Source organism: Pseudomonas sp. G1002 (assembly GCF_013385455.1).
Taxonomy (GTDB): Bacteria; Pseudomonadota; Gammaproteobacteria; order Pseudomonadales; family Pseudomonadaceae; genus Aquipseudomonas.
In genome coordinates this window covers 325,958-349,942 of the sequence record NZ_JACAPY010000027.1, presented here as the reverse complement: position 1 = coordinate 349,942, position 23,985 = coordinate 325,958, and the positions used below count along the sequence as shown (strand labels likewise).

Sequence of the window (23,985 nt, the reverse complement as noted above, 5' to 3'; positions counted from 1 at the left end):
AGTGGCGAGGGAGCAAGCTCCCTCGCCATAAGGGTTTTACAGGCGCAGCAGGGTTTTCCAGGCGCGATTCTGATACACCGCAATCGCCTGATGCATCCGCGCATCCAGCGACTCATCGGTGATCGGCTGGTTGGCCAGGTGCGCCAGCTTGTTCAGCTCGCCATACAAACGGTCCAGCTCGGCGATATCCAGCACCTGGCGTGCATGGTGCAGCCAGGCCAGGATGCGTTCGATACGCGGCAGTTGCTCGGCCAGGTCTTCCGGCTGTTGCTGGTAGCGCGGCAGTTGCAGGGCAACGGCGTCATCGGCCAGCAGGCGCGGCAGCCAGTTGGCCAGCTGTGCAGCGCCCTGGCGATTGCCACGCACGTTGCGATCCGCGGCCCAGGTGCGGGCCAGCAGCCAGCGGGAAGTGGTCAGGGAGAACAAACCCCAGCGCACGTCTTCCAGTTCTTCGGCGAACTGCTCCGGCGCGGCCTTGCGGATGTCTTCATCGTCGTCACCGGCCTGGACCAGCGGACGCCAGTCTTCCAGCAAGGCGTCCAGTGCGGCGCGCAATTCGCTGGTGGACTGACGCGGTGCGGCCTGGCCGAGGCTGCCGAGCAGGGCCCGCAGTTCGCCGAGGTTTTCCACCCAGTCCTGCAGCAGGCGCCAGTGGCCGTTGAAACGGTATTGCTCGGCCAGGCGCTGGCTGCTGCCCAACAGATGCCACATGACGGCAGCAAATGCGTCGTCCAGCGGCATTTCGGCGTGCAGCAGCGGTGCCGGCAGGCTCAGGGAGTAGCTGTTGGCGTCGAACAGGCGATAGCCACGCTCGGCCTTGCTGATATCGCACGGCATCAGCGCCAGGGTCGCCGCCAGTTCAGCGGCCAGCTCCAGCAGGGCGGCCGGGTCGCCTTCGCGCAGTTCCAGTTCCAGCTCGCAGATTTCTTCTTTCTGCTTGCCGGCAACCACGTGGCCCAGGTCCAGGGCGGCCTCGATCACCACCTTGGCCTTGCCGCGGCCCCAGGCGATTTCAGCGCGTTCGCGGACGAAATCGGTGGTGAAGATCGGCTTGAGGGTCTTTTTGTCCAGCTCGGCCAGTTGCTCGGGCCAGCATTCGCCGTCGAGTTTCTTCACGTCGAGCTTGGCTTTGGCCAGGTCCCAGTTGTACTCATTGCGTTCCGACAAGCCGGCGACGCTCTGGCCACGGGTCTTGAGGGTCTGGATCACTTCGTCGCCGTCTTTGCGCAGGCGCAGGGCCACTTTGGCCTGGGCCAGGTCGCGTTCCGGGGTGTCGAAGTACTGGTTCATCAACTCACGGCGTTCCCAGCCACTTTTGTTGCGTTTTTTCAGTAACGGGTGCTCACGCAGCGCGGCGAGGGTTTCGCGGCTGACACGGAGCTTGATTTCGGTTTCTTTCTGCATGGCCGGAAAATCCAGGATCGGGAGCGCAGCCGGGGAAAAGAGTGGCTGCCAAGGTCGTGCAGTGTACAGGACTGAGCCCGGCAACGTGCCGCAACGGTTTATTGTGTCACTCAGATAGCTCTATGATGGGGTTCGTCCGGGAAGTTGAGAGACAGCGCATGCCTTTACCGTCCATGAAAGAACAATTCGCCGCGCTGATTGCCGCGCCTTCGGTCAGTTGTACCCAGGCCTCTCTCGACCAATCCAACCGCCCGGTCATCGATTTGCTCGCCACCTGGCTGGCAGACCTGGGCTTTGCCTGCGACATCCAGCAGGTCAGCCCCGGTAAATTCAACCTGCTGGCCAGTTTCGGCACCGGCCCTGGCGGCCTGGTGCTGGCGGGCCACAGTGACACCGTGCCGTACGACGGCGCCCTATGGCAGACCGATCCGCTCAAGTTGACGGAAGTCGACGGCCGCTGGGTAGGACTGGGCAGCTGTGACATGAAGGGCTTTTTCGCCCTGGTGATCGAAGCCGTCCAGCCGTTGCTCGACCAGCCTTTCAAGCAGCCGCTGCTGATTCTTGCTACCTGCGATGAAGAAAGCTCCATGGCCGGTGCTCGTGCACTGGCCGAGGCGGGTCGTCCCTTGGGCCGTGCGGCGGTGATCGGTGAACCCACCGGCCTCAAACCCATCCGCCTGCACAAGGGCGTAATGATGGAGCGCATCGATATCCTCGGGCGCAGCGGCCATTCGTCGGACCCAAGCCTGGGCCACAGCGCCCTCGAAGCCATGCACGACGCCATTGGCGAACTGCGTGGCCTGCGCCTGGCCTGGCAGCGCGAATACCGCAATCCGCAGTTCAGCGTGCCGCAGCCGACCATGAACTTCGGCTGCATCCACGGTGGCGACAACCCCAACCGCATCTGCGGCCAATGCTCCCTGGAATTCGACCTGCGGCCCCTGCCGGGCATGGATCCCCAGGTGCTGCGCGCTGCCATCCGGCAGAAGCTCGAACCCTTGGCCGAGCGCCATCAGGTGAAGATCGACTACGCGCCGCTGTTCCCCGAAGTGCCGCCGTTCGAGCAGGCCGAGGATGCAGAGTTGGTGCGGGTAGCTGAACGACTTACCGGTCATCGCGCCGAAGCAGTGGCGTTCGGCACCGAAGCGCCTTATCTTCAGCGCCTTGGTTGCGAGACCCTGGTGCTTGGCCCTGGCGATATCGCCTGCGCCCACCAGCCAGGCGAGTACCTTGAAATGTCACGCTTGACGCCTACAGTGCGTCTATTGCGTGAACTGATTCAACATTACTGCCTGACACCTGCATAAATTAACCCCTGCCCATCCGTACATAGAAGGAGCGCGAGCGTGTCGCCAAGCCTGTTCCGACGATAACCAACAGCCCGCTGTGCGTTTTTGCGATTCATCCATTTTTGGCTGCTTTTTATTACAGGCCCAGGTTTTTATGCCCGAATACGTCAATTGGCTTCGTCACGCTTCGCCTTACATCAATGCCCACCGGGATTGCACTTTTGTCGTCATGCTGCCGGGCGATGGTGTAGAGCACCCGAACTTCGGCAATATCGTCCACGACCTGGTGCTGCTCCACAGCCTGGGCGTGCGATTGGTGCTGGTCCACGGTTCGCGCCCGCAAATTGAAACCCGCCTCGCCGCCCGCGGCCTGACCCCGGCTTACCACGAAGGCTTGCGCATCACCGATGCCGCAACCCTGGAGTGCGTGATCGATGCGGTCGGCCATCTGCGCATTGCTATCGAAGCGCGTTTGTCGATGGACATGGCCTCTTCGCCGATGCAGGGCTCGCGCCTGCGGGTGGCCAGCGGCAACCTGGTGACGGCGCGCCCGATCGGTGTACTTGAAGGCGTCGACTATCACCACACCGGCGAAGTGCGCCGGGTCGACCGCAAGGGCATCAACCGCCTGCTGGACGAGCGCTCCATCGTGCTGCTTTCGCCGCTGGGCTACTCGCCTACCGGCGAAATCTTCAACCTCGCCTGTGAAGACGTCGCCACCCGCGCGGCCATCGACCTGGGCGCGGACAAGTTGCTGCTGTTCGGTGCCGATCTCGGTCTGATCGACGAGCACGGCCGCCTGGTGCGTGAGTTGCGGCCGCAACAGGTGCCTGCGCACCTGCAACGCCTGGGCAACAACTACCAGGCCGAATTGCTGGACGCGGCCGCCGAGGCTTGCCGGGGCGGCGTAGGGCGCAGCCACATTGTCAGTTATGCCGAAGATGGTGCCTTGCTGACCGAGCTGTTCACCCGGGATGGCGGCGGTACGCTGGTGGCCCAGGAACAGTTCGAACTGGTGCGCGAAGCGGCGATTGAAGACGTCGGCGGGTTGCTGGACCTGATCAGCCCGCTGGAAGAGCAGGGGATTCTGGTGCGTCGTTCCCGGGAAGTGCTGGAGCGGGAAATCGAGCAGTTCAGCGTGGTGGAACGTGAAGGCATGATCATCGCCTGTGCGGCGCTGTATCAGATCGCCGACTCCGACGCAGGGGAGCTGGCGTGCCTGGCCGTGAACCCGGAGTACCGTCATGGCGGTCGCGGTGACGAGCTGCTGGAGCGCATCGAGACCCGTGCCCGGGCCCAGGGTTTGAAGACGCTCTTCGTGTTGACGACCCGTACCGCCCACTGGTTCCGCGAACGTGGTTTTGTGCCGAGCACGGTGGATCGCCTGCCGTCGGCGCGGGCGTCGTTATACAACTATCAGCGTAATTCGAAGATTTTCGAAAAGGCGTTGTAAGGCTAAGGGGCGAGGGGGCAATCCTCTCGCCTGTCACTTTGGCGAGTCGTGCTCCTCGGCGGACGCATCGGCCCTGAACACAGGGTTTGCCAATTTATACATATAACTGACATCAAAGTGACATTATCACCGGGTACGGTGAGGTGGATTGCTGGGACGGCAGAAAAGTTTCATCGATACAAAAACTGTAACAAATTGACGGAATGATGTGCGTTTGGCCATGATGGCGTCGCGTTTTTGATCGTGAGTGACGTATGACCCCGTTTGGTCAACACAAAACGATCTAAAAAAGCGCAAAGACATACTCTTTCGGAAAACGCTTATGGAGCGGCATCGCCTGTCGGCTTGACCGTCCCATGGAAAGCGTTATTCCTGAATGGTATGAAAAAGGACGAAACAATTCTTTTTGGGTGTATGAAAAACTCATTACCCTGCAAGGACCAAATTAACTGCGGTTAGACGAAAGTAGTAGACACACAAGGTTACGATTGACTTGTCAGTCACTATCCGGTGCTAATCGCGCATCTGTGGATCGAGGGCGTCAGACCCGAGACCTAAGAAATACAAAAATTAGAAATGAGAGGAGCGGTACATGAAGAAGTCAACATTGGCGTTGGCCGTAGCTTTGGGGGCAATCGCCCAACAAGCAGGCGCCGCTGGTTTTATCGATGACAGCAAGATCACGCTGGGCGTACGTAACTTTTACATCAACACCGACAACCGCGATCTGAAGCCATCGGCTACCTCGAACACCCGCAGCAAAAACGCTGAATGGGGTCAGGGTTTCGACCTGCGTTTCATCTCGGGTTTTACCCAAGGTACTGTGGGCTTCGGTCTTGACGCCATCGGCCTGTACGGCGTGCGTCTGGATTCCAGCCGCGCTGATCACGGCAACTACACTGGTACTGCTTCCGGCGGCACCGTGTTCCCAAGTGATGGCAACAAGGCCGTTCACGATTTCGCCAGCCTGGGCGTGACCGGTAAGGTCAAGATCTCCCAAACCGTGCTGAAGATCGGTACCTTGCAGCCGAACAACCCGGTGATCAAGACCAACGACGGTCGTCTATTGCCACAAACCTTCCAGGGCGGCGAGATCTCTTCGAACGAGTTCAAGGACCTGACCCTGACTGCTGGTCAGATCGAGCACTCCAAAGGCCGTAACTCCAGCAACAATGAAGGTCTGTCCCTGGCCGGTGCCAACGGCAGCTCGAACTACGACGCTGGTAACTTCGTCAACAAGTTCTACTACGCCGGTGCTGACTACAAAATCAACAAAGACCTGACCGCTTCGTACTACTTCGGCGAGCTGAAGGATTTCTACTCTCAGAACTTCCTGGGCCTGGTCCACAACTGGGCGATCGGTCCTGGCGTCCTGAAAAGTGACCTGCGCTACTACCGCAGCCGTGACAACGGTGCCAACGGTGATACTGCCGGTTACTACACCTCCGGCTACTACTCGGATCATCCGACCAACGCCACCAAGGTCAAAGGTAAGGTCGACAACGACCTGTACAGCTACCTGGCGCTGTACTCGGTTGCCGGTCACACCTTCGGTGCTGGCTACCAGTACACCAAGGGCGACAGCGACTTCCCTTGGCTGAACCAAGGTGACGGCTCGTCGAACAGCACCATCACCGACATGCAAATCCAGAAGTTTGCCCGTGCTGGCGAACGTACCTGGCAAGCTCGCTACGCCTATGACTTCGCCAAGATCGGCGTACCTGGCCTGACTGCCGGTGTGGTTTACCTCAAAGGTAGCAACATCGACACCACCGTCGGCGAGCGTAACGAGTGGGAACGCGACCTGACCCTGGCTTACGTTGTTCCAGAAGGTCCGCTGAAAAACCTGGGCGTTGCCTGGAAAAACGCGATGTGGCGTACCGACCTGGCGAACACCCGTTCCCAGGACGAAAACCGCGTAATCCTCAGCTACACCTACGCGTTCAAGTAAGAGCGTAAAACCTTGCCCGGCGCAATGCCGGGCAGGGTGCTTTACTTTTCAAGCCGGGCTCAACCCCCGCAAGCCCGTCCTGAACCCCTCTTTGTACAGCGTCTCAAGGCCTTCTCGAACCTTGAAGCGGATGTTGATCCACGCCCGTTGCCAAGTCCAATGAACAGATTTTTAATATTCCTTTATCGTCTAGATAAATCGATATTTATTCTTTTTAAATAATCCGCGACACAGGCACAGTGGGCTCCATAAGCACTCATCAGGAGCCACACCATGAGCCTCAGACTGGGCGACATCGCCCCCGACTTTGAACAGGATTCCAGCGCCGGCAAGATTCGCTTCCACGAGTGGCTGGGCGATAGCTGGGGCGTGCTGTTTTCCCACCCGGCGGACTTCACCCCGGTGTGCACCACCGAGCTGGGTTTCACCGCCAAGCTCAAGGATGAATTCGCCAAGCGGGGCGTCAAGGCCATTGCGCTGTCGGTGGACCCGGTGGACTCCCACCACAAGTGGATCGAAGACATCAACGAAACCCAGAACACCATCGTCAACTTCCCGATCCTGGCCGACGCTGACCGCAAGGTCTCCGACCTGTACGACCTGATCCACCCGAATGCCAGTGACACCCTTACCGTGCGTTCGCTGTTCGTGATTGATCCGAACAAAAAGATTCGCCTGACCATCACCTACCCGGCCAGCACCGGTCGCAACTTCCACGAAATCCTGCGGGTGATCGACTCGCTGCAACTGACCGACAACCACAAAGTCGCGACCCCGGCCAACTGGCAGGACGGTGACGAAGTGGTGATAGTGCCGTCGCTCAAGGACGAGGAAGAGATCAAGAAACGCTTTCCGAAGGGTTACCGGGCGGTGAAGCCGTACCTGCGGCTCACCCCTCAACCGAATCGCTGACACACAACCACATGTGGGAGCGGGCTTGCTCGCGAATGCGCACTGTCAGTTGATGCATCTTTGAATGACACACCGCTTTCGCGAGCAAGCCCGCTCCCACACTTGCGCGCATTTCAAGTCTCACATAGCAGGGGTTTTAAGGCCGTTTCGACGGCCTTTTTTTATGCCTGCGATTTAGTCGGCAGCATATGCATTTAAAGAATAAACAAATGAAAAAATAAGATTTATAGATATATAAATTGGCTGATATGGTCTGTCCCATCTTGGCGCCATCGCCACATAGCGAACCGCCGACACTTTCCAAAGGAATTTCCTACATGCTGGTCGTAACACTTGGTGGTAGCCCCAGCCAACGTTCCCGGTCCGGGGTCTTGCTGGATCACACCCGCAACTGGTTGCAGCAACAAGGCGTGGAAGTGGTGAGTTATCAGATACGGGACTTCCCGGCCGAAGACTTGCTGCACGCGCGGTTCGATAGCCCGAAAATCATCGACCTGTTGCAGCAAGTGGCGAACGCCGATGGCCTGGTGATCGCCACGCCGGTGTACAAGGCTTCGTTTTCCGGCGCGCTGAAAACCATCCTCGACCTGCTGCCTGAACGCGCCCTGGCCCACAAAATAGTGTTGCCGATGGCCACCGGCGGCAGCATCGCCCACATGCTCGCGGTGGACTACGCGCTGAAGCCGGTGCTGTCGGCATTGAAAGCCCAGGAATTGCTCCACGGGATTTTCGCCGAAGACAGCCAGATCGCCTACGGCGAAGGCAGCGCCCAGGCGCAACTGGTGCCGGTGCTGGAACAACGCTTGAGCGAGGCCCTGGAGACGTTCTACAGCGCCATGGCCCGCCGCCCGAAACCCCTTGACCCCAATGTGTTGAATGAACGTTTGTTGAGTGCTCGCTGGAGCATTTAAGCCTTACCCAGCTTTACCTGAATTCGACAAGTACTACTCACCTTACTCAGCCGCCAACGGCCAAGCAGGTGCAGCCAACCCCCTAATCGTATATTTGGAGAGAGCGCCATGCGCACTGTCATCTTGCGTCGTGGTCTGGTCGCACTGTTTGCTGCGGCTGTGTCCTTCGGTGCCATTGTTCAAGCCCAGGCCGCCGAAACCTTGCGGATCGGCTATCAGAAATACGGCACCCTGGTGCTGCTCAAGGCCAAGGGTTCGCTGGAAAAGCGCCTGGCCGAGCAGGGCGTGCAAGTGCAGTGGACCGAGTTTCCCGGCGGCCCGCAGCTGCTGGAAGGATTGAACGTAGGCTCCATCGACTTCGGCGTGACGGGTGAAACCCCGCCAGTGTTCGCCCAGGCTGCCGGTGCCGATCTGCTCTACGTCGCCTATGAACCGCCGGCGCCTACCAGCGAAGCGATCCTGGTACCGAAAGACTCGCCGATCAAATCGGTGCAAGACCTCAAGGGCAAGAAAGTCGTCCTCAATAAAGGCTCCAACGTGCATTACCTGCTGGTACGTGCCCTGGAAGATGCCGGCCTGAAATACACCGACGTGCAGACCGTGTTCCTGCCGCCCGCCGATGCCCGCGCCGCGTTCGAGCGTGGCAGCGTCGATGCCTGGGTGATCTGGGACCCGTACCAGGCAGCCGCCGAGAAGCAACTGCAAGCCCGCACCCTGCGTGACGGCACCGGCATTGCCGACAACCATCAGTTCTACCTGGCCACCAAGCCGTACGCCGAAAAACACCCTGAAGTGATCAAGACGCTGGTGGAAGAAGTCCGCGCCGTGGGCGAATGGTCCAAGGCCAACCCGGAACAAGTCACCGAACAAGTTGCTCCGCTGCTGGGCCTGCCGGCTGACATCACCCTGACCTCGGTAAAACGCCAGGGCTACGGTGCGCAGTTCCTGACGCCTGAAGTGATCGCGGCGCAGCAGAAAATCGCCGACAGCTTCTACCAACTCAAATTGATCCCCAAACCCTTGAGCATCAAGGACGTGATCTGGACACCACCTGCCGCCGTTGCCAAAGCGCCGTAATCCGACTTCTTCAGGAGACAACTCCATGAGCCTCAATATTTTCTGGTTTCTGCCTACCCACGGCGACGGCCATTACCTTGGCACCGCCGAAGGCGCTCGCGCCGTAGACCACGGTTATCTGCAGCAAGTGGCCCAGGCGGCCGACCGCCTTGGCTTCGGCGGGGTACTGATCCCCACCGGCCGCTCCTGCGAGGATTCGTGGCTGGTGGCGGCGTCGCTGATCCCGGTGACCCAACGCTTGAAATTCCTTGTCGCGCTGCGCCCCGGGATCATTTCCCCGACGGTGGCTGCGCGTCAGGCCGCGACCCTGGATCGTCTGTCCGGCGGCCGCGCGTTGTTCAACCTGGTGACCGGTGGAGACCCGGATGAATTGGCCGGCGACGGTTTGTTCCTGAGCCATGAAGAGCGTTACCAGGCGTCGGTGGAGTTCACCCGCATCTGGCGCCGCGTACTGGAAGGCGAGACCGTCGATTACGACGGCCAGCACATCAGCGTCAAAGGCGCCAAGTTGCTCTATCCGCCGATCCAGCAACCGCGTCCGCCGCTGTATTTCGGTGGCTCTTCCGAAGCGGCCCAGGACCTGGCAGCCGAACAAGTGGAAATGGTCCTGACCTGGGGCGAGCCACCGGCCGCGGTGGCGGAAAAGATTGCACAGGTTCGCGCCAAGGCCGCCAAGCTCGGACGTACCCTGCGCTTCGGCATTCGCCTGCATGTGATCGTGCGTGAAACCAACGCCGAAGCCTGGCAGGCCGCCGACAAACTGATCTCCCACGTGGACGATGAAACCATCGCCCGCGCCCAGGCGTCGTTGTCGCGCTTTGATTCCGTAGGCCAGCAACGCATGGCCGCCTTGCACGGCGGCAGTCGCGACAACCTGGAAGTCAGCCCCAACCTGTGGGCGGGCGTAGGCCTGGTACGCGGTGGCGCCGGCACGGCACTGGTGGGCGATGGCCCGACCGTGGCCGCGCGGGTGAAGGAATACGCGGACCTCGGTATCGACACCTTTATCTTCTCCGGCTATCCACACCTGGAAGAGTCGTATCGCGTAGCGGAGTTGCTGTTCCCGCATCTAGACATCGAGCGTCCCGAGTTGCCGAAAGGCGCCGGCTACGTCAGCCCGTTCGGCGAAATGGTCGCCAACGACATTCTTCCCAAAGCTGCGTCCCAGAGCTGAGGCGCCGCCATGAACCTTGAAAAGTTAAGTCATCGATTGGCGCCCTGGGCGCTGCCGATCCTGTTGCTGGCGGTATGGCAGCTGTCCGTCTCGGCCGGCTGGTTGTCGACGCGCATTCTGCCGGCACCCAGCGCGGTGATCGAAGCGGGTGTCAGCCTGGTGCGCAGCGGCGAAATCTGGACCCACCTGGCCATCAGCGGCTGGCGTGCGGGCCTGGGCTTTGTGATCGGCGGCAGCATCGGCCTGACCCTGGGGTTTATCACCGGCCTGTCGACCTGGGGTGAACGCCTGCTGGACAGCTCGGTGCAGATGATCCGCAACGTGCCGCACCTGGCGCTGATCCCGCTGGTGATCCTGTGGTTCGGCATCGACGAGACGGCGAAGATATTCCTGGTCGCCCTCGGCACGCTGTTCCCGATCTATCTCAATACTTACCACGGCATCCGCAACGTCGACCCGGCGCTGGTGGAAATGGCCCGCAGTTATGGCCTGTCCGGTTTCAGCCTGTTTCGCCAAGTGATTTTGCCGGGCGCCTTGCCTTCGATTCTGGTGGGCGTGCGCTTCGCGCTGGGCTTTATGTGGCTGACGTTGATCGTCGCGGAAACCATCTCCGCCAGTTCCGGTATCGGCTACCTGGCGATGAACGCCCGGGAATTCCTGCAGACCGACGTGGTGGTTCTGGCGATCGTGCTTTACGCGGTCCTCGGCAAGCTGGCAGACCTGGCGGCGCGAGGCCTGGAGCGAGTCTGGCTGCGCTGGCACCCGGCTTATCAAGTGAATAAAGGAGGTGCGGCATGACCGCTCAACAACCTCCACGCCTGCTGCGGGGCATTCCCCTGGCAGTGCGCAAGTTGCGCAAGGCTTTCGGTTCGCGGGAAGTGCTGAAGGAAATCGACCTGCATATTCCTGCCGGTCAATTCGTGGCAGTCGTGGGCCGCAGTGGCTGCGGCAAAAGTACCTTGCTGCGCCTGCTGGCCGGGCTGGACAAAGCCAGCGGCGGCGAACTGCTCGCCGGCTCCGCGCCGCTGAGCGAAGCGATTGAAGACACGCGGTTGATGTTCCAGGAAGCGCGCCTGCTGCCGTGGAAAAAGATCATCGACAACGTGGGTCTTGGCCTCAAGGGCAACTGGCGCCCGCAGGCACTGGAAGCGCTGGAAGCGGTCGGCCTGGCCGAGCGCGCCAATGAGTGGCCGGCGGCGTTGTCCGGTGGCCAGAAGCAGCGCGTGGCCCTGGCCCGCGCCCTGATCCACCAACCGCGCCTGTTGCTGTTGGACGAACCGCTGGGGGCGCTGGATGCCCTGACCCGGATCGAGATGCAGCAACTGATCGAGAACCTCTGGCAGAAGCACGGCTTCACCGTGTTGCTGGTGACCCACGACGTCAGCGAAGCCGTGGCCATTGCCGATCGGGTGATTTTGATCGAAGACGGCGAAATCGGCCTCGACCTGCACGTGGAACTCCCACGTCCGCGGGTGCGTGGCTCCCACCGCCTGGCGGCGCTGGAAACCGAAGTGCTTAACCGTGTGTTGTCGCTGCCCGGCACCCCGCCGGAACCCGAACCTGTTTCACCGCTGCCTACGCAATTGCGTTGGGCTCAATAACTCACTTGTCTTACACAGGAAGAACGACCATGACTATCAAAGCCATCAACGTGCGTAACCAGTTCAAAGGCACCATCAAGGAAATCGTCGAAGGCGACGTGCTGTCGGAAATCGACGTACAGACCGCGTCCGGCATCGTCACTTCCGTGATCACCACCCGCTCGGTGAAAGAGCTGGAACTGGTGATCGGCAGTGAAGTGATTGCCTTCGTGAAATCCACCGAGGTGTCGATCGCCAAGTTGTGATCAATGGTTCGCACAAACCCCGAAGGTGAAAGCCTGTCGGGGTTTTTGTCGTTCTCAAGATTGCTTTCGCGAGCAAGCCCGCTCCCACATTTGACCGAGTTCTACCTTTGGAATACGGTCGAATGTGGGAGCGGGCTTGCTCGCGAAGAGGCCCGGACAGGCAACAAAAAATCAGAGCGCAGCCACCCGCTTGGGCAAGAACGCCGGCAGATAAAGCCCCACATACGCATCAAACACCCGCATGCCTTCCTCGGCCATGCGCGGGGTGATTTGCCCGTGCTGATGCACCGAGCGTGCGTAGACGCGGTCGCTCAGTTCCAGGGCCAGGGCAAACACGTCGACATCGGCGGGCAGGCTCGGCACCTCAAAGTGCCGGTTGAACACCTCAAACATCAGGTTTCCCAGCTCCAGGTCGTGCTGGCGGTCGGCCTGTGTCACTTCGGTCAACCCGTGCTGGGCCAGGATCAATTGGCGGGCGGCGGCGTCGTTGCTGTAGATGCTGAGCATGCGCTGCTCCACCACGCAGGACAGGTCGCGCCAGTGCTTGAGTGAATCATGATCGATGGGCGCCTGAATGGCCGCGCGAAAGGCCGCATGAACGTCAGCGGTCAGCGCCTCCAGCAACGCCGGCACGCTGGCGAAGAAGTGATACACCGATGACGGTGGAATCTGCGCCCGCTCGGCCACGCTGTAGATCGACAGGCTGGCCACGCCTTCGGCGGCCAGCAAGGTGCGGGCGGCATCGAGGATCGCGTCGATCCGGGCCTGGCTGCGGGCGCGGGGTTTGCGAGGAGTGGCAGGGCGATTCATTGAAGTCTCCTACAGGGCAGCGGGCATTGTACGCAGAGCCACTGGATGATCCATACCCTGTGGCGAGGGAGCTTGCTCCCGCTGGACTGCGCAGCAGGCCCAAGACCTGCACCTCGGTTCCGCCTGAAAGAACCCGGTGTTCTTATTGGGGCCGCTTCGCAGCCCGGCGGGAGCAAGCTCCCTCGCCACAACAGCCATAAAAAAACGCCGTAGGCCAAAGGCCTGCGGCGTTTTTTTTAGCTCGGCAACCGCTTACACGGTATGCAGGTACCAGTTGTACTCAAGGTCGGAGATGGAGTGTTCGAACTCCTCCAGCTCACTTTCCTTACAGGCGACGAAGATATCGATGTATTTAGGATCGATGTACTTGGCCATCACCTCGCTGTCGTCCAACTCGCGCAGGGCATCACGCAGGTTGTTCGGCAGGCTCTGTTCGTTCTGCTCGTAGCTGTTGCCTTCCACCGGTGCGCCAGGCTCGATCTTGTTGGTCAGGCCGTGATGCACGCCCGCCAATACCGAAGCCATCAGCAGGTAAGGGTTGGCATCAGCCCCGGCCACACGGTGTTCGATACGTACGGCGTCGGACGAGCCGGTCGGTACGCGAATCGCCACGGTGCGGTTATCCAGGCCCCAGCACGGCGAGTTCGGCACGTAGAACTGTGCGCCGAAACGACGGTAGGAGTTGACGTTAGGGCACAGGAACGCCATTTGGGCGGGTAGGGTCTCCAGCACACCGCCGATCGCGTGACGCAATGCGGCGTTCTGCTCGGGATCCTCGCTGGCAAAGATGTTCTTGCCGTCCTTGTCCAGGATCGAAATGTGCACGTGTAGGCCGTTGCCTGCCTGGCCCGGGTAAGGCTTGGCCATGAAGGTGGTGTCCATCTCATGGTCGTAGGCGATGTTCTTGATCAAGCGCTTGAGCAGTACCGCGTAGTCGCAGGCCTTTATAGGGTCGGCAACGTGGTGCAGGTTCACTTCGAACTGCGCCGGGGCACTTTCCTTGACGATGGCGTCGGCAGGGATGCCTTGCTCTTTTGCACCTTCCAGAATGTCCTGGAGGCAGTCGACGTATTCGTCGAGGTCGTCGATCAGGTAGACCTGTGTCGAGTGCGGGCGTTTGCCGGAGATCGGCGAGCGGGGCGGTTGTGGCCGGCCATTCACGTTCTCCTGGTCAATCAGGTAGAACTCCAGCTCGAATGCGGCGCAGATGGTCAGACCGAGGTCGTCAAATTTGCTTACAACTTGGCGGAGTACTTCGCGAGGATCGGCGAAGAAAGGTTCACCTTCGAGTTCGTGCATGGTCATCAGCAGTTGCGCGGTTGGGCGCTTTTGCCAGGGTTCATTGCACAGGGTGTCGGGGATTGGATAACAGATTCGGTCAGCATCACCGATGTCCAGACCCAGGCCGGTGCTTTCCACCGTTGAGCCGTTGATATCCAGGGCAAATAGAGAGGCAGGCAGGTTAATGCCCTTCTCGTAAACCTTGTGGAGGCTGGTGCGTTCGATGCGCTTGCCGCGCACCACACCATTCATATCCGCAATTAGAAGGTCTACGTACAGAACCTCAGGATGATCCTTAAGGAACGCGTTCGCTTCGTTAAGCTGAACGGCACGCGGGGGTACCGACATGATGCAACACCTTTGTTGTTAAAAATATCAATCATTGATCTCTTCGGGTTTCAGTCAACCCGAACGGCATGCCGAAGTCAAGCGAGGCCTTTTTTGCCCTAAAAAAGCGCCGTGAGGGCTTTTTTGGGGCTTTTTGGGGCAATTTTTTGGGATTGGGGCTCTTGTAACCAGCACGTTTGAGCGGGCCGTGTTGTATTTTTTACGGGGGTGTTGTGTAAAAAAATGAACAAGGCTAAGCTCGATTCAAACCCATAACAGCAATAATACCGGGGTGCTTCATGTCTCGCCTGCCGTTAATCGGCGTCACCGCCTGCTCCAAACAGGTCGGTCTGCATGCTTATCACATCAGTGGCGACAAATACGTCCGTGCAGTGGCCACCGCTGCCAAGGGCTTGCCGTTGATTATTCCGTCCCTGGCGGATCTGCTCGACCCGGCCAATATTCTTGACGGCCTGGACGGCATTCTATTTACCGGCTCACCTTCCAATATCGAACCCTTTCACTACGACGGTCCGGCCAGCGCGCCCGGGACTGCTCATGATTCTGCACGGGACCAAACTACCCTGCCGCTGCTGCGTGCAGCCATAGCGGCCGGCGTTCCGGTACTGGGGATTTGCCGTGGCTTCCAGGAAATGAACGTGGCGTTTGGCGGCAGCCTGCACCAGAAGGTTCATGAAGTGCCGGGCATGATGGATCACCGCGAAGACGACACCCAGCCGCTGGACATCCAGTACGGCCCGGCACATCCGGTAACCATCTCCCCGAATGGGGTATTGGCAAGCCTGGGCTTGCCGTCGACGATCCAGGTCAACTCGATCCATTCACAGGGCATTGATCGCCTGGCGGCCGGTTTCCAGGTCGAGGCCACCGCGCCGGATGGCCTGATCGAAGGCTTTTCAGTGCCCGCGGGCAAGGCTTTTGCTTTAGGAGTGCAATGGCACCCCGAATGGCAGGTAAGCTCTAACCCGCACTACCTCGCAATCTTCCAGGCATTTGGCAATGCCTGTCGAAAGCGGGTGATGCAACGCGACGCGGATGCTGCGTCAACTTACGCCTGACCTTTAATGGATGTCAGGAAACACAGCCCAGAGGCATTTATGAGTAACAACCTCGACCAGCTCACCGATTGGTTGAAAGACCACAAGATCACAGAAGTCGAATGCATGATTGGCGACCTCACCGGCATCACCCGGGGCAAGATCTCGCCGACCAACAAGTTCATCGCCGAAAAAGGCATGCGCCTGCCCGAAAGCGTTCTGTTGCAGACCGTGACCGGCGACTATGTCGAAGACGACATCTATTACGAATTGCTCGACCCGGCCGACATCGACATGATCTGCCGCCCGGACGAGAACGCGGTGTACCTCGTGCCCTGGGCCATAGAGCCTACGGCCCAGGTGATCCACGACACCTACGACAAGCAAGGCAACCCGATCGAGCTGTCGCCGCGCAACGTGCTCAAGAAAGTCCTCAAACTCTACGCCGACAAGGGCTGGCAGCCCATTGTGGCGCCGGAGATGGAGTTCTACCTGACCAAACGCTGCGAAGACCCGGACTTCCCGCTGCAACCGCCGATTGGCCGCTCCGGCCGCCCGGAGACTGGCCGCCAGTCCTTCTCTATAGAAGCGGCCAACGAATTCGACCCGTTGTTCGAAGACGTCTACGACTGGTGCGAATTGCAGGAACTGGACCTCGACACGCTGATCCACGAAGACGGCACGGCGCAGATGGAAATCAACTTCCGTCACGGCGACGCACTGTCCTTGGCCGACCAGATCCTGGTGTTCAAGCGCACCATGCGCGAAGCGGCGCTCAAGCACGACGTGGCGGCCACCTTCATGGCCAAGCCCATGACCGGCGAGCCCGGCAGTGCAATGCACCTGCACCAGAGCATCATCGATATCGCCACCGGCAAGAACGTGTTCTCCAATGAAGACGGGACCAAGAGCGAGCTGTTCCTGCACCACATCGGCGGCCTGCAGAAATTCATCCCCGAGCTGTTGCCGCTGTTCGCCCCTAACGTCAACTCGTTCCGCCGCTTCCTGCCCGACACCTCGGCGCCGGTCAACGTGGAGTGGGGCGAAGAGAACCGCACCGTTGGCCTGCGGGTTCCGGACGCCGGCCCACAAAACCGTCGGGTGGAAAACCGCCTGCCCGGTGCCGACGCCAACCCGTACCTGGCGATTGCCGCCAGCTTGCTGTGTGGCTACATCGGCATGGTCGAAGGCATCAGCCCAAGCGCACCGGTGGTGGGGCGTGGTTACGAGCGCCGCAACCTGCGCCTGCCGCTGACCATCGAAGACGCCCTGGAACGCATGGAAAACAGCAAGACCATCGAGAAATACCTGGGTCACAAATTCATCACAGGCTACGTCGCGGTCAAGCGGGCCGAGCATGAAAACTTCAAGCGCGTGATCAGTTCGTGGGAGCGGGAATTCCTGCTCTTCGCCGTCTGATGCGCCGGGCGCGCCCTTCAAACGGCGCGTCCTCACCTGAAACATCTAGGAGATTGGTATGTCCAGCAACAACCCGCAAACCCGTGAATGGCAAGCCTTGAGCAGCGATCACCACCTGGCGCCGTTCAGCGACTTCAAGCAATTGAAAGAGAAAGGCCCACGGATCATCACCAAAGCCCACGGCGTTTACCTGTGGGACAGCGAAGGCAACAAGATTCTCGACGGCATGGCCGGCCTGTGGTGCGTGGCGATCGGTTACGGTCGCGATGAACTGGCTGATGCGGCCGCCAAGCAGATGAAAGAACTGCCTTACTACAACCTGTTCTTCCAGACCGCCCACCCGCCGGTGCTGGAACTGGCCAAAGCCATCTCCGATATCGCCCCGCAAGGCATGAACCACGTGTTCTTCACCGGCTCCGGCTCCGAAGGCAACGACACCATGCTGCGTATGGTCCGCCACTACTGGGCGATCAAAGGCCAGCCGAACAAGAAAACCATCATCAGCCGCAAGAATGGCTACCACGGTTCAACCGTGGCCGGCGCCAGCCTGGGCGGCATGACTTATATGCATGAACAAGGCGACTTGCCGATCCCGGGCATCGTCCACATCGCCCAGCCTTACTGGTTCGGCGAAGGCGGCGACATGAGCCCGGAAGAATTCGGCGTGTGGGCGGCCAACCAGCTGGAAGAGAAGATCCTGGAACTGGGCGTGGACAACGTCGGTGCCTTTATAGCCGAGCCGATCCAGGGTGCCGGTGGCGTGATCGTGCCGCCAGACAGCTACTGGCCGCGCATCAAGGAAATCCTCGCCAAGTACGACATCCTGTTCGTGGCTGACGAAGTGATCTGTGGGTTTGGCCGCACCGGTGAGTGGTTCGGTAGCGATTTCTACGGCCTCAAGCCCGACATGATGACCATCGCCAAGGGCCTGACCTCCGGCTACATCCCGATGGGCGGCCTGATCGTGCGCGACGAAGTGGTCGCCGTGCTGAACGAAGGCGGTGATTTCAACCACGGCTTCACCTATTCCGGTCACCCGGTGGCGGCAGCGGTAGCCCTGGAAAACATCCGCATCATGCGCGATGAACAAATTGTTAAGCACGTGCACGACGAAACGGCACCCTATTTGCAAAAGCGTTTGAGGGAACTGGCTGATCACCCGCTGGTGGGTGAAGTTCGCGGTGTGGGCATGCTCGGTGCCATCGAACTGGTTCAGGACAAGGCAACGCGCAAGCGTTATGAAGGCCGTGGTGTTGGCATGATCTGCCGCACGTTCTGCTTCGAGAATGGCCTGATCATGCGCGCCGTGGGCGACACCATGATCATTTCGCCACCGTTGGTGATCAGCAAGGCCGAGATAGACGAGTTGGTGACCAAGGCGCGGCACTGCCTGGACCTGACTTTGGCGGCATTGCAGGGCTAAATGCTAGGCTCAGAACGCAGCGCCTGTCGGGCGCTGCTTCTGGGGTGTTAGAAAAGCGGGGCATTGGTTGAAAGCCGGCCCCTGAACTTGCCAGACTGTCGCCCTGTTTTGTCGCCCTTAGACGGGCTGCGAAACACGTTGTAATTAAAGAACGAACGTGGCCCAAAAAAGAAAAAATTGGAGCATGACCGAATGAAGGCATTAGGTTTGAAGAACGCTGGCAAGACCCTCCTGGCCTTGTCCCTGATGGGGGCCATGGCAGGCGCGGCGCACGCCGACGATAAAGTGCTGCACGTTTATAACTGGTCCGACTACATCGCACCGGACACCATCGCGAACTTTGAAAAAGAGTCCGGGATCAAGGTGGTCTATGACGTGTTCGACTCCAACGAAACCCTGGAAGCCAAGTTGTTGGCAGGCAAGTCCGGCTACGACATTGTCGTGCCGTCGAACAACTTCCTCGCCAAGCAGATCAAGGCCGGTGTTTACCAGGAACTGGACAAGTCCAAGCTGTCGAACTACGACAACCTGAACAAGTCCCTGCTTAAAGCCGTGTCCATCAGCGACCCGGACAACAAGCACGCCTTCCCGTACATGTGGGGCTCGATCGGCATCGGCTACAACCCGGAGAAGGTCAAGGCCGCACTGGGCATCGACAAGATCGACTCGTGGGACACCATCCTCAAGCCGGAAAACCTCGCCAAGCTCAAAGGCTGCGGTGTGAGCTTCCTCGATTCGCCAACCGAAATGCTGCCAGTGGCACTGCATTACCTGGGCCTGCCGACCGACACCCAGAAGAAGGAAGACCTCAAGCAAGCCGAGGCCCTGTTCCTCAAGCTGCGTCCTTCGATCGGCTACTTCCACTCGTCCAAGTACATTTCCGACCTGGCCAACGGCAACATCTGCGTAGCCGTGGGTTATTCGGGTGACGTGCAACAGGCCAAGTCCCGCGCGGCTGAAGCCGGTGGCAAGGTCAAGGTGGCCTATGACATTCCGAAAGAAGGTGCCGGCAGCTTCTATGACATGGTCGCCATCCCTAAAGATGCCGAGAACGTCGACGCTGCCTACAAGTTCATGAACTACCTGCTGAAGCCGGAAGTCATGGCGGGCATTACCAACAGCGTACGTTTCCCGAACGGTAACGAGAAAGCTACCGCGTTGGTCGACAAAGACATCACCAGCGACCCAGGCATTTATCCGCCAGCGGACGTGCAAGCCAAGCTGTATGCCATTGCTGACTTGCCGGCTGCTACTCAGCGGGAAATGACCCGCAGCTGGACCAAAATCAAATCGGGCAAGTAAAGCCGCGTTGATACCTGTTTTGCTAACTGCCGCGATGCGCGCGGTGGTTAGCGAAACAATTAAATGACAGAAAGTTTTGCCGGATCGGTTTATCGAGGGTAAGTTGCGCGCCGGTTTTGTTGCCGGGCAACAACTTCGGGCCCAACTATTTAAGAGGACCTCCACTTGCCAATTTCTTTATTTCGCAAAGCCTTGCTGGTGGGTGCAGGTATCACGCTGGCTGTCAGCGTGCAGGCCGCGCCGACTGTGCATATTTATAACTGGTCGGACTACATCGGCCCGGACACCCTGGCCAACTTTGAAAAGGCCACCGGCATCAAGCCGGTATACGACGTGTTTGACTCCAACGAAACCCTGGAAGGCAAGTTGCTCGCCGGGCGTACCGGGTATGACGTGGTCGTGCCGTCGAACCACTTCCTCGGCAAGCAGATCAAGGCCGGCGCGTTCCAGAAGCTCGACAAGTCGCAACTGACCTACTACGCCAACCTCGACCCGGCGCTGCTCAAGCGTCTGGAAAAGAACGACCCGGGCAACCAGTACGCCGTGCCGTACCTGTGGGGCACCAACGGTATTGGCTACAACGTCGACAAGGTCAAGGAAGTATTGGGCGTCGACCATATCGACTCCTGGGCCGTGCTGTTCGAGCCGGAAAACATGAAGAAGCTGGCCACGTGCGGTGTGTCGTTCATGGACTCGGCGGATGAAATGCTGCCGGCGGTGCTCAACTACATGGGCCTCAACCCCAACAGCACCAACCCTGAAGACTACAAGAAGGCTGAAGAGAAACTCCTGAAAGTTCGTCCCTACGTGACCTACTTCCATTCTTCCAAATACATCTCGGACCTGGCCAACGGCAACATCTGCGTGGCGGCCGGTTTCTCCGGTGATGTGTTCCAGGCCAAGGCTCGTGCAGCCGAGGCGGGCAAGGGCGTGAACATCGCCTATGTGATTCCGAAAGAAGGCGGCAACCTGTGGTTCGACGTGCTGGCCATCCCCAAGGATGCCACCAACGTCAAAGAGGCCCTCGCCTTCATCAACTATTTGCTGAAACCTGAAGTGATCGCTCAGGTCAGTGATTACGTCGGTTACGCCAACCCTAACCCAGGGGCGGACAAACTGATGGAGCAATCGATACGCACCGACGAAGCGGTTTACCCACCGCAGGCGGTTCTCGACCGGACTTTTGTCAACTTCGAGCTACCCCCGAAAGTGCAACGTTTGATGACCCGTAGCTGGACCAAGGTCAAGACGGGCAAGTAAGGCTTAACGCTCAAACTATCCAAGGCTGGCCCGTATTGGGCGAGCTGCACTCTTTTTATTCTGGGAGTTTCGTAAATGGCAGTTGCCTCCGGCGCCTATAAGAAAGCCCTCGAGGGCGACCAGACACCGAAAAAGGTGCTGGTCAAAATCGACCGGGTCACGAAGAAGTTCGACGAGACGATTGCGGTGGACGATGTGTCCCTGGAAATCAAGAAAGGCGAAATCTTCGCCTTGCTCGGCGGATCGGGTTCGGGCAAATCCACCTTGCTGCGCATGCTCGCAGGCTTCGAGCGCCCAACGGAAGGACGCATTTACCTCGACGGTGTGGACATCACCGACATGCCGCCGTACGAGCGGCCGATCAACATGATGTTCCAGTCCTACGCCTTGTTCCCCCACATGACCGTGGCCCAGAACATCGCGTTTGGCCTGCAGCAGGACAAGATCCCCAAGGCCGAGGTCGACGCCCGTGTGGCCGAGATGCTCAAGCTGGTGCAGATGAGCCAGTACGCCAAGCGCAAGCCGCACCAGCTGTCTGGCGGCCAGCGTCAGCGGGTGGCGCTGGCGCGTTCCCTGGCCAAGCGTCCGAAACTGCTGCTGCTCGATGAGCCGATGGGCGCACTCGACAAGAAGCTGCGTTCGCAGATGCAACTGGAACTGGTGGAGATCATCGAGCGCGTGGGCGTGACCTGCGTGATGGTGACCCACGACCAGGAAGAGGCCATGACCATGGCCGAGCGCATCGCGATCATGCACCTGGGCTGGATCGCCCAGATCGGCAGCCCGATCGACATCTATGAAACGCCGACCAGCCGCCTGGTGTGCGAGTTCATCGGCAACGTCAACATCTTCGACACCCAGGTGGTGGACGACGCCGAAGGCCACGCGGTACTCAAGTGCCCGGACCTGGACCGCGATATCTACGTCGGCTACGGCATCGCCACTTCGGTGGAAGACAAGTCGGTGACCTACGCCATCCGCCCTGAAAAGCTGCTGGTGACCACCGAAATGCCGACCTGCGAGCACAACTGGTCCAGCGGCAAGGTGCACGACATCGCCTACCTCGGCGGCCATTCGGTGTTCTACGTCGAATTGCCGAGCGGCAAGCTGGTGCAATCCTTCGTGGCCAACGCCGAACGCCGTGGCCAGCGCCCTACCTGGGGCGACCAGGTGTACGTGTGGTGGGAAGACGACAGCGGCGTGGTACTTCGCTCATGAACATGAAGAAGTTCAAACGCCAGCTGCAACGAATAACCCCCGGTGGCCGGCATGTGGTCATCGGGATCCCTTTCCTCTGGTTGTTCCTGTTCTTCATGCTGCCGTTCTTCATCGTCTTGAAGATCAGCTTTGCCGAAGCCGACGTAGCGATCCCGCCTTACACCGAGATCTACACCTTCGTTGAACAGAAACTGCAGTTGGTGCTGAACCTGGCCAACTACGGGATGCTGGGCGATGACGAGTTGTACATCGCGGCGTACCTGGGCTCGCTGAAGATGGCGTTTTTCAGCACCATCCTCTGCCTGCTGATCGGCTACCCGATGGCCTACGCCATTGCCAGCGCACGCAAGGAAATCCAGACCGTGCTGGTGCTGCTGATCATGATGCCGACCTGGACTGCGATCCTGATCCGGGTCTATGCGTGGATGGGCATCCTCAGCAACAACGGGTTGCTCAACGGCTTCCTGATGTCCATCGGGTTGATCAACGAACCGCTGCAGATTCTCAACACCAACATCGCGGTGTATATCGGCGTGGTCTATTCGTACCTGCCGTTCATGATCCTGCCGCTGTACGCCAACCTGGTGAAGCACGACCAGAGCCTGCTGGAGGCCGCATCGGACCTGGGTTCGAGTACCTTCAACAGCTTCTGGAAAATCACCGTGCCGCTGTCCAAGAACGGCATCATCGCCGGCTGCATGCTGGTGTTTATCCCGGTGGTGGGCGAGTTCGTGATCCCGGAACTGCTGGGCGGTCCGGAAACCCTGATGATCGGTAAAGTGTTGTGGCAAGAATTCTTCAACAACCGTGACTGGCCGGTGGCGTCTGCCCTGGCGGTGGTGATGCTGGCGATCCTGATCGTGCCGATCATCCTGTTCAACCGCAGCCAAGCCAAAGAGATGGAGGGCAAGATATGAAGCGCGTCAGTTTCTCAAGCTTCATGCTGGTGGCGGGGTTGCTGTTCATCTACCTGCCGATGCTGATCCTGGTGATCTACTCGTTCAACGAATCCAAACTGGTGACGGTGTGGGGCGGTTGGTCGATCAAGTGGTACGTCGGCCTGTTGGACAACACCCAGTTGATGGGCTCGGTCGGTCGCTCCCTGGAAATCGCCTGCTACACCGCGATTGCGGCGGTGGCACTCGGTACATTGGCGGCGTTCGTGCTGACGCGCATCAGCCAGTTCAAGGGCCGCACGCTGTTCGGCGGCCTGGTGACGGCGCCGCTGGTGATGCCGGAAGTGATCACCGGCCTGTCGCTGTTGCTGCTGTTCGTGGCCATGGCGCAGATGATCGGCTGGCCGCAGGAACGTGGCCTGGTGACCATCTGGATCGCCCACACCACGTTCTGTTCGGCGTATGTGGCGGTGGTGGTGTCGGCGCGCTTGCGTGAGCTGGACCTGTCGATTGAAGAGGCAGCCATGGACCTGGGTGCGCGGCCGTGGAAGGTGTTCTTCCTGATCACCATCCCGATGATCGCGCCGTCGCTGGCGGCGGGCGGCATGATGTCGTTCGCGCTGTCGCTGGATGACCTGGTGTTGGCCAGCTTCGTGTCGGGGCCGGGTTCGACCACGTTGCCGATGGAAGTATTCTCGGCGGTGCGCCTGGGGGTTAAACCCGAGATCAACGCCGTGGCCAGCCTGATTCTGTTGGCGGTGTCGATCGTGACGTTCCTGGTGTGGTTCTTCAGCCGTCGTGCCGAAGAGCACCGCAAGAAAGCGATCCAGCAGGCGATTGAAGAAGCGGCTGCGGATGGTTGGGAGAAGCCGGCGGATTCGCGTCGGGCTCCAGCGCCGGTCTAATCAGGTAGCCCTGAAGAAACCGGATCAAAAATGTGGGAGCGGGCTTGCTCGCGAAAGCGCAGTGTCAGT

General features: G+C 59.7%; 21 protein-coding genes. 18 read left to right on the top strand and 3 right to left on the bottom strand.

Features of this window, described 5'->3' with window-relative positions; all coding sequences use genetic code 11:
• Positions 1 to 36 precede the first annotated feature (36 nt).
• Positions 37 to 1,404 carry an inorganic triphosphatase gene (locus HX801_RS15860; RefSeq protein WP_008438903.1) on the bottom strand — a complete coding sequence of 456 codons (1,368 nt, stop codon included), beginning with the start codon at positions 1,402 to 1,404 and terminating at the stop codon, positions 37 to 39.
• 158 nt (positions 1,405 to 1,562) lie between these two features.
• Here HX801_RS15860 and argE point away from each other — a divergent pair, with 158 nt between their 5' ends.
• The 10 genes from argE to HX801_RS15810 all read left to right on the top strand — a co-directional run bounded on the left by argE (position 1,563) and on the right by HX801_RS15810 (position 12,017).
• Positions 1,563 to 2,711, top strand: coding sequence for an acetylornithine deacetylase (gene argE / locus HX801_RS15855; protein ID WP_003213916.1), 1,149 nt, complete (start codon positions 1,563 to 1,565; stop codon positions 2,709 to 2,711).
• 136 nt (positions 2,712 to 2,847) lie between these two features.
• The gene (argA, locus tag HX801_RS15850; RefSeq protein WP_003213914.1) at positions 2,848 to 4,146 is read left to right on the top strand and encodes an amino-acid N-acetyltransferase; all 1,299 of its coding nucleotides are present in this window, start codon (positions 2,848 to 2,850) and stop codon (positions 4,144 to 4,146) included.
• A 592-nt stretch (positions 4,147 to 4,738) separates the two neighbouring features.
• Positions 4,739 to 6,097 carry an OprD family porin gene (locus HX801_RS15845; RefSeq protein WP_003213912.1) on the top strand — a complete coding sequence of 453 codons (1,359 nt, stop codon included), beginning with the start codon at positions 4,739 to 4,741 and terminating at the stop codon, positions 6,095 to 6,097.
• A gap of 273 nt (positions 6,098 to 6,370) precedes the next feature.
• Entirely contained in the window at positions 6,371 to 7,009 is a 639-nt protein-coding gene (locus tag HX801_RS15840; protein ID WP_003213910.1) for a peroxiredoxin, read from the top strand.
• 317 nt (positions 7,010 to 7,326) lie between these two features.
• Positions 7,327 to 7,920 (top strand): NADPH-dependent FMN reductase, encoded by a 594-nt coding sequence (ssuE, locus tag HX801_RS15835; protein ID WP_003213909.1) that lies wholly within the window; start codon positions 7,327 to 7,329, stop codon positions 7,918 to 7,920.
• 108 nt (positions 7,921 to 8,028) lie between these two features.
• Positions 8,029 to 8,997, top strand: a complete 969-nt coding sequence (locus HX801_RS15830) for a sulfonate ABC transporter substrate-binding protein (RefSeq protein WP_003213907.1) — start codon at positions 8,029 to 8,031, stop codon at positions 8,995 to 8,997.
• Positions 8,998 to 9,022: 25 nt separating this feature from the next.
• Positions 9,023 to 10,171 (top strand): FMNH2-dependent alkanesulfonate monooxygenase, encoded by a 1,149-nt coding sequence (ssuD, locus tag HX801_RS15825; protein WP_003213905.1) that lies wholly within the window; start codon positions 9,023 to 9,025, stop codon positions 10,169 to 10,171.
• 9 nt (positions 10,172 to 10,180) lie between these two features.
• Positions 10,181 to 10,969, top strand: a complete 789-nt coding sequence (ssuC, locus tag HX801_RS15820) for an aliphatic sulfonate ABC transporter permease SsuC (RefSeq protein ID WP_008438905.1) — start codon at positions 10,181 to 10,183, stop codon at positions 10,967 to 10,969.
• A complete protein-coding gene (gene ssuB, locus HX801_RS15815) occupies positions 10,966 to 11,772 on the top strand; it encodes an aliphatic sulfonates ABC transporter ATP-binding protein (RefSeq protein ID WP_003213901.1) in 807 nt (268 codons plus the stop codon). The genes ssuC and ssuB overlap by 4 nt, the downstream gene beginning before the upstream one ends.
• Positions 11,773 to 11,801: 29 nt before the next feature.
• Entirely contained in the window at positions 11,802 to 12,017 is a 216-nt protein-coding gene (locus HX801_RS15810; protein ID WP_003213899.1) for a molybdopterin-binding protein, read from the top strand.
• Positions 12,018 to 12,188: 171 nt separating this feature from the next.
• Here the strand turns inward: HX801_RS15810 and HX801_RS15805 are convergent, their stop codons facing one another.
• The gene (locus tag HX801_RS15805; RefSeq protein ID WP_003213896.1) at positions 12,189 to 12,827 is read right to left on the bottom strand and encodes a TetR/AcrR family transcriptional regulator; all 639 of its coding nucleotides are present in this window, start codon (positions 12,825 to 12,827) and stop codon (positions 12,189 to 12,191) included.
• A gap of 252 nt (positions 12,828 to 13,079) precedes the next feature.
• Positions 13,080 to 14,456, bottom strand: a complete 1,377-nt coding sequence (locus HX801_RS15800) for a glutamine synthetase family protein (RefSeq protein WP_003213894.1) — start codon at positions 14,454 to 14,456, stop codon at positions 13,080 to 13,082.
• A gap of 278 nt (positions 14,457 to 14,734) precedes the next feature.
• Here HX801_RS15800 and HX801_RS15795 point away from each other — a divergent pair, with 278 nt between their 5' ends.
• The 8 genes from HX801_RS15795 (at position 14,735) to HX801_RS15760 (ending at position 23,916) form a co-directional block, all read left to right on the top strand.
• On the top strand, positions 14,735 to 15,514 hold the full coding sequence (locus tag HX801_RS15795; RefSeq protein ID WP_003213893.1) for a gamma-glutamyl-gamma-aminobutyrate hydrolase family protein: 780 nt from the start codon (positions 14,735 to 14,737) through the stop codon (positions 15,512 to 15,514).
• Between the two features lie 39 nt (positions 15,515 to 15,553).
• Positions 15,554 to 16,912, top strand: coding sequence for a glutamine synthetase family protein (locus tag HX801_RS15790; RefSeq protein ID WP_003213891.1), 1,359 nt, complete (start codon positions 15,554 to 15,556; stop codon positions 16,910 to 16,912).
• A gap of 58 nt (positions 16,913 to 16,970) precedes the next feature.
• Positions 16,971 to 18,335 carry an aspartate aminotransferase family protein gene (locus HX801_RS15785; protein ID WP_003213889.1) on the top strand — a complete coding sequence of 455 codons (1,365 nt, stop codon included), beginning with the start codon at positions 16,971 to 16,973 and terminating at the stop codon, positions 18,333 to 18,335.
• A gap of 207 nt (positions 18,336 to 18,542) precedes the next feature.
• Positions 18,543 to 19,637, top strand: coding sequence for a polyamine ABC transporter substrate-binding protein (locus HX801_RS15780; RefSeq protein ID WP_003213887.1), 1,095 nt, complete (start codon positions 18,543 to 18,545; stop codon positions 19,635 to 19,637).
• A 165-nt stretch (positions 19,638 to 19,802) separates the two neighbouring features.
• Positions 19,803 to 20,897 carry a polyamine ABC transporter substrate-binding protein gene (locus HX801_RS15775; RefSeq protein ID WP_177022354.1) on the top strand — a complete coding sequence of 365 codons (1,095 nt, stop codon included), beginning with the start codon at positions 19,803 to 19,805 and terminating at the stop codon, positions 20,895 to 20,897.
• Positions 20,898 to 20,972: 75 nt separating this feature from the next.
• A complete protein-coding gene (locus HX801_RS15770; protein ID WP_003195240.1) occupies positions 20,973 to 22,115 on the top strand; it encodes an ABC transporter ATP-binding protein in 1,143 nt (380 codons plus the stop codon).
• Entirely contained in the window at positions 22,112 to 23,032 is a 921-nt protein-coding gene (locus HX801_RS15765; RefSeq protein WP_003213882.1) for an ABC transporter permease subunit, read from the top strand. The genes HX801_RS15770 and HX801_RS15765 overlap by 4 nt, the downstream gene beginning before the upstream one ends.
• Positions 23,029 to 23,916, top strand: coding sequence for an ABC transporter permease subunit (locus tag HX801_RS15760; RefSeq protein ID WP_008438909.1), 888 nt, complete (start codon positions 23,029 to 23,031; stop codon positions 23,914 to 23,916). Before HX801_RS15765 ends, HX801_RS15760 begins: the two co-directional genes overlap by 4 nt.
• Positions 23,917 to 23,985 lie beyond the last annotated feature (69 nt).

Bases quoted from the DNA above. Each gene is read 5' to 3' on its own strand.
- ssuB (WP_003213901.1), top strand. From the start codon at position 10,966: ATGACCGCTCAACAACCTCCACGCCTGCTGCGGGGCATTCCCCTGGCA.
- HX801_RS15790 (WP_003213891.1), top strand. From the start codon at position 15,554: ATGAGTAACAACCTCGACCAGCTCACCGATTGGTTGAAAGACCACAAG.
- HX801_RS15800 (WP_003213894.1), bottom strand. From the start codon at position 14,456: ATGTCGGTACCCCCGCGTGCCGTTCAGCTTAACGAAGCGAACGCGTTC.
- ssuD (WP_003213905.1), top strand. From the start codon at position 9,023: ATGAGCCTCAATATTTTCTGGTTTCTGCCTACCCACGGCGACGGCCAT.
- argA (WP_003213914.1), top strand. From the start codon at position 2,848: ATGCCCGAATACGTCAATTGGCTTCGTCACGCTTCGCCTTACATCAAT.
- HX801_RS15810 (WP_003213899.1), top strand. From the start codon at position 11,802: ATGACTATCAAAGCCATCAACGTGCGTAACCAGTTCAAAGGCACCATC.
- HX801_RS15765 (WP_003213882.1), top strand. From the start codon at position 22,112: ATGAACATGAAGAAGTTCAAACGCCAGCTGCAACGAATAACCCCCGGT.
- argE (WP_003213916.1), top strand. From the start codon at position 1,563: ATGCCTTTACCGTCCATGAAAGAACAATTCGCCGCGCTGATTGCCGCG.
- ssuC (WP_008438905.1), top strand. From the start codon at position 10,181: ATGAACCTTGAAAAGTTAAGTCATCGATTGGCGCCCTGGGCGCTGCCG.
- HX801_RS15760 (WP_008438909.1), top strand. From the start codon at position 23,029: ATGAAGCGCGTCAGTTTCTCAAGCTTCATGCTGGTGGCGGGGTTGCTG.
- HX801_RS15830 (WP_003213907.1), top strand. From the start codon at position 8,029: ATGCGCACTGTCATCTTGCGTCGTGGTCTGGTCGCACTGTTTGCTGCG.
- HX801_RS15845 (WP_003213912.1), top strand. From the start codon at position 4,739: ATGAAGAAGTCAACATTGGCGTTGGCCGTAGCTTTGGGGGCAATCGCC.
- HX801_RS15805 (WP_003213896.1), bottom strand. From the start codon at position 12,827: ATGAATCGCCCTGCCACTCCTCGCAAACCCCGCGCCCGCAGCCAGGCC.
- HX801_RS15840 (WP_003213910.1), top strand. From the start codon at position 6,371: ATGAGCCTCAGACTGGGCGACATCGCCCCCGACTTTGAACAGGATTCC.
- HX801_RS15795 (WP_003213893.1), top strand. From the start codon at position 14,735: ATGTCTCGCCTGCCGTTAATCGGCGTCACCGCCTGCTCCAAACAGGTC.
- HX801_RS15785 (WP_003213889.1), top strand. From the start codon at position 16,971: ATGTCCAGCAACAACCCGCAAACCCGTGAATGGCAAGCCTTGAGCAGC.
- HX801_RS15860 (WP_008438903.1), bottom strand. From the start codon at position 1,404: ATGCAGAAAGAAACCGAAATCAAGCTCCGTGTCAGCCGCGAAACCCTC.
- HX801_RS15770 (WP_003195240.1), top strand. From the start codon at position 20,973: ATGGCAGTTGCCTCCGGCGCCTATAAGAAAGCCCTCGAGGGCGACCAG.
- ssuE (WP_003213909.1), top strand. From the start codon at position 7,327: ATGCTGGTCGTAACACTTGGTGGTAGCCCCAGCCAACGTTCCCGGTCC.